Genomic DNA, 13,484 nt, shown 5'->3' on the forward strand with positions numbered 1-13,484 from the left:
AATACCCTTAAATAGCTGAAAAAGGTGAAATTTTCGTTAAGGGGGGTTCTCAAAATCTTAGCTTGATGGACATGGGGCAGCGCCCACATTTTACCGAAAAGATACACTAAGCAAATCTGGACATAAAATGCGACGATGTTTCTTAAAGAAAAAAACGTATCATTTTATGTGAACTGTTTAACACATGACATTTTCCCTACTATTCTTGACTAAAACAAAATATCTTTTACTACTTTCACGTTATTTATTTTTTCATAGGCAATTGTACAAAGCTTTTCTTAGTGCGAGTTCTCTTGGTTCATTAGCCATTCCAAAGCCATGTTTATTCATCGCATAAGCATATCCTAAGTTCTCATCTGGATCAGCAAAGCAGAATGATCCTCCTGCACCGGGGTGACCAAAAGAACTTTCACTTCGTCCAAATTTCATATCAGAAAAGTGCTTCCAGAACCCCAAGGAATAGGCTATGTTTATACAATTCACATAATCATAATACCCTTCTATCGGAGGTGTGGCCATTTTGCTTAATTCATTTATTGTTTCTTCACTTATTCCTAGTGCTTTTGCACCGCTAGCAAAAGCACCATAAATTTTTGCCATGGCTCGTACTTGTCCTACCCCATTTCCTGAAGGAAATTCTATAGATAAAATTGGCCGATGATTAAAATTGTCATTTGCTACAAATTTTTTGGGGTCTACTAAACTTCTAGCTACTAATGACTTTGTATTAAGGAAACCAAGTAACATTTTTTTTGGCAGCTTTGTTATTCCCCTAAGTAATTGAATGGGGTGATTTATTCCTTCAATAGTTGTTATTCTATCTTCCGAAACATCTGTGGGAAGACCAATATAAAACTCTGCTTTTAATGGTTCTGCTATTTCCTCTTGAAAGAAATCTTTTAGGGTTCGCTGTTTTGGATCTGTCCTTTTAATCAGTTCTCCTATTAAGGTCCCGATTGTCCAAGCGTGGTAGCCATGTATTTTTCCAATTTCCCAAGCGGGTTTACTTGCAGCAAGGGAAACCGACAAACGAGAAGTATCTAAGTCTTCTAAATTATCAATTCTGAGTTCATTTAGAGGTGACAGCCCTGCTTGGTGTGCTAGAAGCTGTCTAACGGTTATCTTTTCTTTTCTATTCTGAGCAAATTCAGGCCAATATGAACACACTTTCTCATCGTAGTTAATGTAACCCCTAGAATGCGCTAAACTTAAAGCCAATGAAGCAAAACCTTTTGTAGCTGAAAATACTTGAACAAGCGTATTTTCTTCCCATTCTGCACGAGTATGCCGATTTCGATATCCACCCCATAAATCAACGACTGCTTCATTATTAATATATACAGAAAAGGCAGCTCCAACTTCTCCTCTGTTGGTGAAGTTCCTAATAAATTCATCCTTTACTGATTCAAATCCTGGTGCAACAAATCCGTGAACTGATACATTATTTTTTATATCCATGTTTTTCCACCTTTTTTAAGTAAAATCTAGCGATCCTTCAGAAATAACATTTATGTATTTACAAAATAAAGATCATACAATAAAATAAAATTAACAAATATTTGACTAAAAATCTACAAATAGTCAAATAAAAGCGGAGTGAAGTTGATATGGCAAGAATTACATCTGAACAGAGAAAACAAATACACGAAGCCCTTCTCATTAAGGGTAAAGAACTGTTTATTCAGTATGGATTCACTAAAACTAGTATTGATGACATAGTAAACGCATGTGGAATCGCAAAAGGTTCTTTTTATACATATTATTCATCAAAAGAAGAGTTGTTTTACGCAGTTTTGCGAAAAGAGGAAGAGGTGAAAAATAAAATTATTTCAGAAATTATGCAGGAGTCTCTACCACCAAAAGAACTTTTAATTCGCTTCTTTGAGTTATCGTTTAAAACTATAGAGCAAAATCCATTTTTACAAAGTCTTTATCAAAGAGGTGAATATGAACGAATTGTGAAAAGACTTCCTAAGGAACTTCTGGATAATCATGCAAAGGAAGATTTAGATAGTTCTTTGGATTTTGTAAAATTTCTACAAGAAAAAGGTGTAACAGAAGATGATCCTGAGGTACTTATTGGCCTTTTTCGGACAGCCATACTTATTCCATTACATCGACAAGAAATTGGAGAACCAACTTTTTCAAAGATGATGAACAAAATGATCGAATGTCTATCAGAAGGCCTGACAAAAAATAAAGAATGAATTTCATCTATTTTAAGATTCTTACTTTAGGCCGTATCTTTTTTTAGTTAATTTTCGTTTTATAATATAAAGGAGTTTTTTGAATGGGGGAAATTGTGATGCAAAAGATCCTTATTCTAGGTGCAAGTGGTCTTGTAGGAAAAGCTTTAATAGATGAATTTACGAATGAATTTGCCCTTTATGGAACATATTTTTCTTCGTTAACAAGTCTTCCCAATGATAAGCAGTTCCAATTAGAAGTTAAGCAAATCGATAAGCTGAAGGAAATTATAAGTACAATTAAACCCGACATCGTGATTTCTTGCCTAAGAGGAGAGTTTGATCAACAGCTCAGGTTTCATAAAGAATTGGCTAAAGAATTACAAAAAAATAGCAGCCGTGTTTATTACTTTTCTACCACTAATGTGTTTGATGGTGACTTATCAAGATCCCATACAGAAACAGATATACCTACTGCCGAATCAGATTACGGGAAATTCAAAATTAATTGTGAAAATATGCTAAAAGAAATTTTGGATGAGAGAGTGGTAATCATCCGAATTCCAGCGATATGGGGTAAAAATTCTCCAAGGTGGAGCTTAATCAAAGAAAGTATAAAAAATAATACAGTGATAGATGTTTACAGCAATCTTGTATGTAACAATCTTTTAGATGTTCAGTTAGCAAAACAACTACGATTTATTATTGAAAATGATTTAAAAGGGATATTTCACTTAGGTTCAGTGGATATGATGACTCAAGGTCAATTTTTTGAACAGATTGTAAGTAAACTTGCAAATGAAAAGAGCCTATTACGAAATCGTTTATATCAGGATAAAGTCGACACTTTCTATTTTCGACTAAATTCAAACCGTGTTGATATTCCAAGCTCACTACAATGTACGAATCAAGAAATCATTTCTTACTTGTTGGAATAAATGGCAAGTGAGATATGAAGCCAACAGGGCTTTATTGTAAGATTGAACTGCCTTATTTGGCAGCTTTTTTTTTATTTTGAGTAAACGAAGCAATTTAATGGAAGAAGCAACAACAAATATTTTCATAATGATATAATTAGTTTAAATTGACTTTTACATAAATTGGAGGATTGAAATGGAAATTCGTTCAGTGAAAGGTTCAGACTACTATGTAATTTCTCCACTAATCAATGAGTGGTGGGGCGGAAGAAATATGTCAGATCTGTTACCCAAATTATTCTTCAACCATTTTACAAATACAAGTTTCATTGCCGAAAAGGAAGGTAAACTTGTGGGTTTTCTAATTGGATTTTTTTCTCAATCTTATTCAAATGAGGCATATATACATTTCGTTGGAGTTCATCCTGATTATAGAAAGCATGCTGTTGGAAAACAGTTATACAATAAATTTTTTAACGTGGTCAAACAAAATGGCCGAAATATTGTTCGTTGTGTAACGTCTCCTGTCAATAAAGGTTCGATTGCCTTTCATACCAAGATGGGATTTATTATTGAAGAGGGAGATCAAAAAATTGATGGTATTATAGTAAACACTAACTATGATGGACCAGCTCAAGACAGAGTTTTATTTGTGAAACATTTAGTTTAATTAATAGTTAATTCCTAAGTCAACTAGTGTGATGCTTCAATAACGAAGTATCACTTTTTCTTTATTTAAGTATCAAAGCAGGGACGTGAAGGTGGAAATTTTAAGTTATTTTTAATAAAGGCTCTTCTTGAATAAAATCTGAGGAATAATATTTGAGATATGAACTCTTACATAGAATATTTGCACTAGGTTATCCAGAGGTCGAATAAACGCTTTTTCATGAACCTACAGGAGTTGAAGAAGAATACTTTAAAGAAGCCTTTTAAAATGACCTAACCCAGTAAACTAATTTGAGAAGAAATGAAAGGAATAATCTTGACTTCCTCGTTTTGCAAAAAAGTAATAATTTTTTTAAAAAGGAAGATAATACAAACATTAATTCCTTTTTAGGGTGAATATCGTATGAATATTGACAGATGGATGTTAATAGGTTTTTCGCTTCTATGCATTATTGCAATTATTAAATTGTTGCCAAGAGAAAAGGTAAGAGATGCATGGGTTTTATATTTGTTCCTCCAAATTATTACTTGGCCAGCTGGCTTATTTGCCGTAGAAATGGGCTGGATTGAATATCCTACACAGTTATATCCAAAGGCAAATGAATATAACAGAACGAGTTTTTCATTTGAATTCTTTGTGTTTCCTATTGTTGCAATTTTTTTTAGTTTGTATTATCCAAATAAAATTAAAAGAAAAGACGCACTAATATATTTCATATCCTTTGCGGGTTTCTTCACTATTGTTGAGGTAGTTCTTGAGAGGTATACAACACTCGTGAAATATCATGAATGGAAATGGTATTGGACACTAGTAACTGTAATAATTTCGTTGTTTATAAATCATAAATATTATCTCTGGTTTAGAAAAAGATTAGTGAAGGTTGAAAGCAGATGATAAAAGAAATACTTATATTGTTACTTTCGTGGCTAATATCAGCATATTTATTGCTGAAATATATACCGAAGGAAAATAAAAGATATGCACATATAACATTTATATTTGCACAAACGATTGCATGGATATTTGAATACTTACAAGTGTTATTTGGTTTAGTGGAATTTCCGTTTCGAGAATTTAATACTGCTACAAAGATGAGTTTTTCTCTACATTATTTTATATCTCCAACTTTTATGGTATTTTTTATTTTTTTATATCCTACAGAAAAAATGAAATTAAGAATCTGTATACATTTTTTGATATTTGCAATAGCAATTGCCACTTATTCATTTGTCATTGAAAAATACAGTTCTTTATTGTATTTCAAAAAATGGAACTGGTTTTATAGTGTAATAAGTAACTTAATTATTTTATATATTGTAAAAAAATTTGTATTTTGGTTTAAAAAGGGACTAGTATAACATTGAATTTTGGGGAAGCGGTTTTTATGTTGTAATCATTTTCGAGTTTAATAAGCACAGGGTGTACAGTTTGATGGAATTAGGGCCCACGGGTGCTTCGTTCTACCCTGACAACGATTATAATAAGACCATATTGAATAAGGTTAACTAGAACATCTGGCTAGCCTTATAATACAAATAGGTACAAGAGTTGAAGATCAAAGCTGTTAAAAGGGCAGCTTTTTCTTTTTGTACTAAAGAAGTTGTTTCTCAAAGAAGGAAGTATAATAATAAATAATAAAGCTTAAATTTTATTTTTATATGGAGGTGTTTTTTTGAGAAAAGAATGGATTCTAAATGAGAAATTTGAAAGTGAAAAATTGAATAGTATACTCGAATGGCGTTGTGAACCTCAGAAGTGGTTTATTGACACCACTCGTTCTCAACTTGTATTAGAAACCGATGCGGAAACGGATTATTGGCAAAAAACACATTATGGTTTTCAAGTAGATAATGGCCATTTTCTTTATATAAAAACAAAAAAGAATTTTAGAATGACAACAAAGGTTGAAGCATTACCGAGGGCAAAGTATGACCAAGCAGGGTTGATGATTCGATTCTCAGAGGACATGTGGGTTAAAACTTCATTAGAGTACATACCAAATGGCTTAAGTAAATTAGGGGCAGTAGTTACAAATCGAGGATATTCCGATTGGTCAACACAATACGTAGAGTGTAAAGACGTAAACTTATACTTTCGAATATCTAAGATTGCTCAAAATTGTTATGTTGATTTCTCTTGGGATGGAGAAGAATGGAGACAGATTCGAATCGCTCACTTAGACGTTCCAGTTGATGCACCTATTTTAGCAGGATTATACGCTTGCAGTCCCCAAGGTAAAGAACAGCATGTCCGTTTTGATTTTCTTTCTATTGAAGAACTTTCTAATGATCCAAAAGAAGTTTACTTATAACGATAGTTATCTAGAATTCTATATTTTTATTAATTTTGTTTTAATGAATCTTATTAACGGTTGCTTGAGTTGAAAGGCAATGTTGTTGCCAGCCTTTTACTTGTTACACTACCGGCACAGGTAAGTATTATTAGATTGTGGTGATAAAAAATGATTTTAGTGAGCTCATGTTTAGCTGGGTTAGAAGTAAGATATAATGGTACGCATTGTTTAGATAAAAAGATACGTCAACTGTTAGAAGAAAACCAAGCAATAAGTGTATGCCCAGAATTACTTGGTGGCTTTTCAACTCCAAGAGAACCAGCTGAAATAGTTGGTGGCAATGGGGACGATGTTCTTAATGGTAAGGCTAAAGTGGTGGGAAAATCGGGTAGAGACGTTACAGAACTCTATATCCAAGGGGCTTATGCAACTCTAAGAAAAGCCCAAGAGGTTGAAGCAACAGTAGTCATTCTTAAGGAGTTTAGCCCCTCTTGTGGGAGTTCGATGATTTATAATGGTGAATTTAAAGGTAAGAAAATTGTAGGAAATGGAGTGACTACTGCTTTACTTAAAAGAAACGGAATTCAAGTAATCTCAGAAGATAGAATTACTGAGTTTCTTCAAGAGAAAATTTAACTCTTCTTAAGCTAACTGATGCAAAAGTTGAAGATTTTTTGGCATAGTCATTAAAGGGAGTGAGGGAACGGGTAATTAAGTAAAGCCTTGTGGTCGTTTTAGTAACTCCCTTTTTTAATTTGTAAACGAGCGCAGGTTGTTTTAGATAGATTAGTTGAAATTTGACCTAGAATATTTTATTTGTAAGAAAGCTTAATTAATCGTCCCCTAAAGAATCGCCATTAAAGATTATATTAAACTTTCACTATTTTGGTAAACTTAGGTTATTGTATTGGAGGTAGATGAAAATGAATGTAACTGAATTTCAACAATGGGTAAATGATTATTATGAAAGCAGGGGCTGGTCTGAGTTAGACATTTTTATTCGTATTGGCTTTTTAGCAGAAGAAACGGGCGAAGTTGCACGAGCTATAAGAGCCCTTGAGATTGGCAGGGATAGGCCTGATGAAGTAAAGGGTTCTTATGAGGAGAATAAACAGGAATTAACTGAGGAGTTAGGAGATGTCTTAGGTAATTTAATTGTGATTGCAAACAAGTACAATATTCCTTTAGAAGAAGTGTTTCAGTCACATAAAAAGAAACTGTCAGAACGTTTTTCTAATGATTAGGATAATAAGTTTTCTTCAATAATCGGGCGCTATTCTTTAATAAGAAGGTGTCCTTTTTTAATTAGGCCATATTGCAGAAGACTAATTTTAATTATAATGGATATTCTGCTTCACAAGGGCTAACGGTTTCTTGTATTAAAAAAGGATTTAAGCAAGGTGTAATAGAATAAAAACAAAACAATCGCTAAAAGGGAGAAGGATATTATGAATTTTGAGTATTTTCAATTTAGTTCAATTCCTGATAATAATATAGTAGAAGGCATTATGAACTTACATAGATCGATTTTTGGTGACTCGGATCATTTGGTTAACAAAATGGAAAGTAAAAAAAATTTGCTTATCAATGTTGCAATAAAAGATACACATGTGATTGGTTATAAAATTGGTTATGAACTTGATCACGACAAATTTTATAGCTGGTTAGGAGGGGTTGATAAAGACTTTAGGAAATATGGTGTGGCCTCTAAGTTAATGGATATTCAACACCAGTATTTAAAAGAAAATAGATATAAAATTGTTCAAACAAAAACTATGAATAAATGGAGGAAAATGTTGATTTTGAATATTAAAAAGGGGTTCGATGTTATTAGTACATATACAGATGAAAAGGGAGAAATTAAAATAATACTTGAAAAGTCACTAATCAACTAAATGGGCGTAAAGTTAAAAATTGGGACAGCTTAGTCAATCTCCATTTTCTTATCGTAGTACTATGTAAGAACTATTTTTTTCTTACATTTTCTGTGGTAAAGCTCTGATTCATAGTTGGTTAAAGGGCAGTACTGTTTTACAAAAAATTTAATTGTAAAGAAGGGGTAACTTTTGAAAGAAACTATTCATGATTATGAAGATTTATTAGAAATGTTAGATTCCTTATTACGTGAGCCGACTCAGTTTTGGGATCAATTTTATTCTGACCGTGAAAAAGGTGTACCTTTTTTTACTAATTCTCCTGACGAAAATTTAGTTGGTTACTTTGAAAATAATCTATTTAGGCCAGGAAAAGTCCTTGAACTTGGCTGTGGTCCTGGTCGGAATGCAATCTTTTTTGCTGAAAAAGGTTGTAACATTAATGCTGTAGATTTATCACAAGAGTCGCTTAAATGGGCAGAAGAACGAGCAATTGAAAAGAATGTAAGTGTAAACTTCATAAAAGAAAATATATTTGAATTAGACATTGAAGAAGGTACGTATGACATTGTTTATGACTCAGGTTGTTTTCACCATATTGCTCCTCACCGAAGAATGAGTTACATAAATTTAGTGAAAAAGGCTTTAAAACCAAATGGTTTCTTTGCAATTACTTGTTTTGTCCAAGGCGGCGAGTTAGGCGGAGCAGAAATATCGGATTGGGAAGTTTATAGATTGCAAAGCCTAAAAGGAGGACTGGGCTATACTGAGGAAAAATTAAGGTCTATATTTAAAGATTTTAGGGAAATCGAAATAAGAAAAATGAAGGAAATAAAACAACCAAACGAGGTTTTCGGTGTATCTGGTTTATTAACTGCTCTATTTCAAAAATATTAACTATTATTTTTATTCCCCACGTAAAAGGTACAAGAGTTCAGGATGGGGTGGCTGCGGTGTTTATAATAAAGATTTAAAATTTGTAATAAGGTTCGATCAAAATCCTGTATTTATAATGCAGGATTTTGTTGTTTTTATTGTATTTTAGGGGCAAGTTAGTGATAGAAAAAGGAAATAAAATTATATATGATACCATATTATTACAGTTATGCTCTAAAAAGGCGTGGACTCAGGACAAAACCGAGAGAATATGAGAGTAGATTTGTTGACTCTCCCCTTAGGGGAGGATTTACATTATGTTTTGTAAGTTTTTTTAAGGAGTAGAAAAATATGCAAAAACAAAACATGACGTTAGCTATAGTATTAATGAATCTATTTATTGCCTTTTTAGGAATTGGCCTTGTTATTCCAGTTACCCCTACAATCATGAATGAGTTAAATTTATCTGGATCAGTTGTAGGCTATATGGTTGCTACTTTTGCTGTCACACAGTTAATTGTGTCACCAATTGCGGGCCGTTGGGCAGACCGATTTGGGCGAAAAAGAATGATCATTAATGGTCTAATAATTTTTAGTATTTCAGAGTTTTTATTCGGAATTGGAAAAACAGTTGAAGTTCTTTTTATTTCTCGTATGCTTGGCGGTGTCAGTGCAGCATTCGTGATGCCAGCTGTAACAGCATTTATTGCAGATATTACAACGGTTGATACACGGCCAAAAGCGCTTGGATATATGTCCGCAGCTATTTCAACAGGTTTTATTATTGGGCCTGGTGTTGGTGGTTTTTTAGCAGAGATTGGTTCTCGTTTACCGTTCTTCTTTGCAGCAGGTTTAGGCTTATTCGCAGCCATTTTATCTTTTATCGCACTTCGTGAGCCAGATCGAAATACTGAAAATAAAGAAGTAACAGGGCAAAAATCAGGGATTAAACGTATTTTTGCACCGATGTATTTTATATCCTTTATGATTATTTTAATCTCACAGTTTGGTTTAGCAGCCTTTGAATCGTTATTCGCTCTATTTGTCGATCATAAATTTGGCTTTACATCGAAGGATATTGCTATCATGATATCAGGTGGAGGCATTATAGGAGCGATTGTTCAAGTTGCCTTATTTAATAACTTTACTAAATGGTGGGGTGAAATTCGTTTAATTCGTTACAGCCTAATTCTCTCAACCATACTCGTATTTTTAATAACAATCGTGAACTCATACTTTTCGATTTTACTTGTTACAGTAACAATATTTCTTGGATTTGATTTAATACGACCAGCTCTAACAACGTATTTATCTAAAATTGCCGGCAATGAACAAGGATTTGTTGGCGGTATGAACTCGATGTTTACTAGTATCGGTAATGTAATTGGCCCAATTATTGGCGGGATGTTATTCGATATCGATTTAAACTATCCATTTTATTTTGCAACTGTCTTATTAGCAGCCGGTATTGGGTTAACCCTTGCTTGGAAAGAGCCAGCATATCGCACAGCTTAAGAAATCTAGAAGCGTATTCTTTTTTTATCGAAAAGAATACGCTTCTTTACTATACTTATAGTAAGGAAGTGATGGAAATGAAGGAAAAACTTTACACAATTGGTGAAGTCTCAAAACTAGTGAATATCTCTATTAAAGCTCTTCGTTATTACGATAAAATCGACTTATTTAAACCTGCTTATGTCGATCCGGATACTAACTATCGTTATTATAAAGACTCACAAATTTATCTTCTGGATATAATCAAATCACTTAAATATATTGGTACACCATTAGAAGAAATGAAGAAAGTACAAGGATTAAAGAGAGATGATTTTTTCGCCTTTTTAACGGAACAAGAAAAAAATGTAAGAAAAAAAATAGATTTTTTATTAGAAATCGAACAAATTATTGCGAATGCTAAAAAGGGGTTGCAAAGGCAGAAGGAATATCCTGCACTTGGTGAAGTGTTTCTTTCATATGAAGAAGAAATACAAATTATACAGACAAAGGCAGAAGGGATTGATCCGAAAAATATTTTAAATGCTTCTTACAGTAAATTGAAGAAATTTGCTGCGTCGACAGAAGGATTTAGAAACAATGGTTATGGAGCCATTTTTTCATATCAGCCTTATAAACATATTGATGAAGTTACTTATCGATATTTATTTACACCTGTTTTAACAAATAAACAGATTTCATTACTTAGGCAGGATACTGAAGTCACAAAAATTCCACAAGGTAAATACGTATGTATTACGTTTAACAGCATATCAACAGAAGATTACTTTTTGAATTTACAAAAACTACTTAATTATGTTGCAGTCCATCAATTAACGGTTATCAGTGATATATATGAATCTTTAATACACATTGATTATTCTCCGAATCAACAGGAAGAATATCTGATTGAAATGAGAATACGAGTAGCAGAATCTACAGACAATGGAAAGTTGAAGGTGACAAATACATGAAGGTGTACTGAGTTAATAAGGATTTTAGGTGTTATGAGAAAAAGTGAGTAAATAAATTAAAAATATAAAATCGGGGATAAGAAAATGACTCAAAATAGCATTGTTTTAGTGGTTAGTGTATCGATAATTAAAGACGACGAAGTTTTAATTATAAAAGAAAATAAACCATCTGCAATTAATAAATGGAATTTTCCATCCGGACGTATTGAACATAAAGAAGACATACTCGATGCTGCCTGTAGGGAAGTTAAAGAAGAAACCGGGTTTGATGTTAAACTTACTGGCACAACTGGTATATATAATTTTATCAGCAGTTCAAATAATCAAGTGATTTTATTTCATTTTACTGGAGAAATTACCGGAGATTCATTGAAGATTGTAGAGGACGAAATTATAGACAGTAAATGGATTAAGGTATCTGAACTTAAGAATTTTGATAATAATGAACTTCGTGAGGCAAATGTAATAAGGCAAATAATGGATAGTTTATTAAATCAAAAAGTTTATTCAATAACTGTTTTTAATGAACAATTGTGTAATTAAGTTAATTTCCCTAATTTAACAAAAGGATCAGTATAGTTATTTTTACTCAGTGACAAGTTAATCATAGATCTGATGTATCAGGCAAAGAAAATTTAAATAAGAATAGAAAAAAGAGGTGATTTATATCTTGGACATCATATTTTGGATTATTATTTTCGCATGTTTTATCTTTAGTTTTATTGGACTCGTTTATCCGATTATTCCTTCTGTTTTGTTGATTTGGGTTGGAGTGGTGTTATATCATTTTGGGGTAAATTCAAATGAGCTTACTTGGATAACGTGGACCATGTTGGGGTTATTAACGGTTTTTATTTTTTTAGCAGATTATTTAGCGAATCTTCACTTTGTCGATAAAGCAGGGGGATCTCAATGGGGAATGAGAGCTGCAACGATTGGATTAATTGTTGGAAGCTTTGTAATACCGCCTTTTGGCGTCATTATTGTGCCGTTTGCATTAGTATTAATTGCTGAAATGATACAAAAGAAAACATTCCAAGAATCCATTAAAGTGGCGTTTGCTACCTTAATTGCGTTTTTTAGCGGAACGTTTGCAAAAGCGATTATCCAGTTTATTATGATTGGTGTTTTTGTATTTGGCGTGATTTTTTAAGAAAGCAGGCTTTTCGTTGCATGAAAAGGCCTGTTTTCTTTATTCGGAGAATATTCCACGATAAAGTCAATCATATCCAAAGGATTTCCAATTAATATCTAATAAATGTCGTATATTTTGAAAAATAGGTAGTAAGTGTTCAGATTTAAGTCATAAACGCAAAAATATATGTAATAAGTTTTTAAAAATATGTCGTAATTGGAGGAAATTGTAGCGTAATGAGGAGGCTACGTGGACTTTTTTGATTAAAATCCCGGGAAATTCCTATTAGAAGGCTTCTACATCGATGTTTTAGCTAAAAAGTTTAGGAAATCCCTACGTAGAAGGCTCCTACATCGATGTTTGGGCTTAAAATCCCGGGAAACCCCCATCTAGAAGGCAAAATCGGGATTGTAAACAAGTGCGTTTCTTCCATTATGAAAGTGGTATTTTTATTGAAAAAATAATAATAAAAGGTTATTTTCTCAACATTACCGAATATATAAGGAAGATAATTGGTAATAGGGAAGTGTTCAATTTGAACTATGTATTAATGGGGGTTGTTTTTATATATTCGGTTTATCAATTTCTTGTAAAAGGTTTAGATTAATATGAATACATAACTCATTAAGAGCGAAGGCAAGAATTTTTTCAATAGATGGTTATACATTTGATTGGAATGTGTTATTTGCAAAGGTCAATTTAACTTGCTGACGATAAAGGGGATATTAAAGAAATCCAAGGTGTAAATATTTGTGGATTTTGGATTGAGTATTGAAATGCAATTATTGTAGAAAGGAGGGTTTTAGATGACACCAAAGCATATTGTTTCAGCAGCAGCTATTGTGCTGAACAACCAGAATGAAATTTTATTAATCAAAGGGCCACGAAGAGGTTGGGAAATGCCTGGTGGGCAGGTTGAAGAAGGAGAATCATTGAAGGATGCTGCTATTAGGGAAACTAAAGAAGAATCAGGTATCGATATTGCGTTCGGGTTTGAGAATAAGAAGTGAAAAAGGTGTAAATGGAAATGTTGGGTAAAAATGTATTGATTTTGCAGTTTGGCTG

The 13,484-nt window shown here is 32.8% G+C and carries 15 protein-coding genes and 1 pseudogene; 15 read left to right on the plus strand and 1 reads right to left on the minus strand.

Translation table 11 applies throughout. The features are described 5' to 3' along the window. Positions 1 to 252: 252 nt before the first annotated feature. Complete coding sequence (locus QNH20_RS05660; RefSeq protein ID WP_283921935.1) at positions 253 to 1,458, minus strand: serine hydrolase domain-containing protein; 1,206 nt, start codon at positions 1,456 to 1,458, stop codon at positions 253 to 255. A 149-nt stretch (positions 1,459 to 1,607) separates the two neighbouring features. On the opposite strand from QNH20_RS05660, the gene QNH20_RS05665 reads away from it, so the two are divergent. The 15 genes and pseudogenes from QNH20_RS05665 to QNH20_RS05735 all read left to right on the plus strand — a co-directional run. Beyond that, positions 1,608 to 2,207 carry a TetR/AcrR family transcriptional regulator gene (locus tag QNH20_RS05665; RefSeq protein ID WP_283921936.1) on the plus strand — a complete coding sequence of 200 codons (600 nt, stop codon included), beginning with the start codon at positions 1,608 to 1,610 and terminating at the stop codon, positions 2,205 to 2,207. 83 nt (positions 2,208 to 2,290) lie between these two features. After that, positions 2,291 to 3,124, plus strand: a complete 834-nt coding sequence (locus tag QNH20_RS05670; protein ID WP_283921937.1) for a sugar nucleotide-binding protein — start codon at positions 2,291 to 2,293, stop codon at positions 3,122 to 3,124. Between the two features lie 175 nt (positions 3,125 to 3,299). Next, positions 3,300 to 3,773, plus strand: coding sequence for a GNAT family N-acetyltransferase (locus QNH20_RS05675; protein ID WP_283921938.1), 474 nt, complete (start codon positions 3,300 to 3,302; stop codon positions 3,771 to 3,773). A gap of 402 nt (positions 3,774 to 4,175) precedes the next feature. Next, complete coding sequence (locus QNH20_RS05680) at positions 4,176 to 4,667, plus strand: CBO0543 family protein (protein WP_283921939.1); 492 nt, start codon at positions 4,176 to 4,178, stop codon at positions 4,665 to 4,667. Then, positions 4,664 to 5,131 carry a CBO0543 family protein gene (locus tag QNH20_RS05685; protein ID WP_283921940.1) on the plus strand — a complete coding sequence of 156 codons (468 nt, stop codon included), beginning with the start codon at positions 4,664 to 4,666 and terminating at the stop codon, positions 5,129 to 5,131. The genes QNH20_RS05680 and QNH20_RS05685 overlap by 4 nt, the downstream gene beginning before the upstream one ends. Positions 5,132 to 5,445: 314 nt before the next feature. Further along, entirely contained in the window at positions 5,446 to 6,084 is a 639-nt protein-coding gene (locus tag QNH20_RS05690; RefSeq protein ID WP_283921941.1) for a DUF1349 domain-containing protein, read from the plus strand. Positions 6,085 to 6,234: 150 nt separating this feature from the next. Continuing rightward, positions 6,235 to 6,702: a 2-thiouracil desulfurase family protein gene (locus QNH20_RS05695; RefSeq protein WP_283921942.1), complete on the plus strand. Its 468-nt coding sequence runs from the start codon at positions 6,235 to 6,237 to the stop codon at positions 6,700 to 6,702. A 287-nt stretch (positions 6,703 to 6,989) separates the two neighbouring features. Beyond that, positions 6,990 to 7,310, plus strand: a complete 321-nt coding sequence (locus tag QNH20_RS05700) for a MazG nucleotide pyrophosphohydrolase domain-containing protein (RefSeq protein ID WP_283921943.1) — start codon at positions 6,990 to 6,992, stop codon at positions 7,308 to 7,310. A 204-nt stretch (positions 7,311 to 7,514) separates the two neighbouring features. Then, positions 7,515 to 7,961 carry a GNAT family N-acetyltransferase gene (locus tag QNH20_RS05705; RefSeq protein WP_283921944.1) on the plus strand — a complete coding sequence of 149 codons (447 nt, stop codon included), beginning with the start codon at positions 7,515 to 7,517 and terminating at the stop codon, positions 7,959 to 7,961. Positions 7,962 to 8,132: 171 nt separating this feature from the next. Continuing rightward, positions 8,133 to 8,837, plus strand: a complete 705-nt coding sequence (locus QNH20_RS05710) for a class I SAM-dependent methyltransferase (RefSeq protein WP_283921945.1) — start codon at positions 8,133 to 8,135, stop codon at positions 8,835 to 8,837. 330 nt (positions 8,838 to 9,167) lie between these two features. Further along, positions 9,168 to 10,331: an MFS transporter gene (locus QNH20_RS05715; protein WP_283921946.1), complete on the plus strand. Its 1,164-nt coding sequence runs from the start codon at positions 9,168 to 9,170 to the stop codon at positions 10,329 to 10,331. Positions 10,332 to 10,408: 77 nt separating this feature from the next. Continuing rightward, on the plus strand, positions 10,409 to 11,284 hold the full coding sequence (locus tag QNH20_RS05720; RefSeq protein WP_283921947.1) for a MerR family transcriptional regulator: 876 nt from the start codon (positions 10,409 to 10,411) through the stop codon (positions 11,282 to 11,284). Between the two features lie 84 nt (positions 11,285 to 11,368). Next, on the plus strand, positions 11,369 to 11,827 hold the full coding sequence (locus QNH20_RS05725) for an NUDIX hydrolase (RefSeq protein ID WP_283921948.1): 459 nt from the start codon (positions 11,369 to 11,371) through the stop codon (positions 11,825 to 11,827). A 127-nt stretch (positions 11,828 to 11,954) separates the two neighbouring features. Continuing rightward, positions 11,955 to 12,437, plus strand: coding sequence for a DUF456 domain-containing protein (locus tag QNH20_RS05730; protein WP_283921949.1), 483 nt, complete (start codon positions 11,955 to 11,957; stop codon positions 12,435 to 12,437). A 788-nt stretch (positions 12,438 to 13,225) separates the two neighbouring features. Further along, a pseudogene (locus QNH20_RS05735) lies at positions 13,226 to 13,402 on the plus strand (NUDIX domain-containing protein); the annotation flags it as partial. Positions 13,403 to 13,484: the final 82 nt, after the last annotated feature.

Source organism: Neobacillus sp. WH10 (assembly GCF_030123405.1).
Taxonomy (GTDB): Bacteria; Bacillota; Bacilli; order Bacillales; family Cytobacillaceae; genus Neobacillus.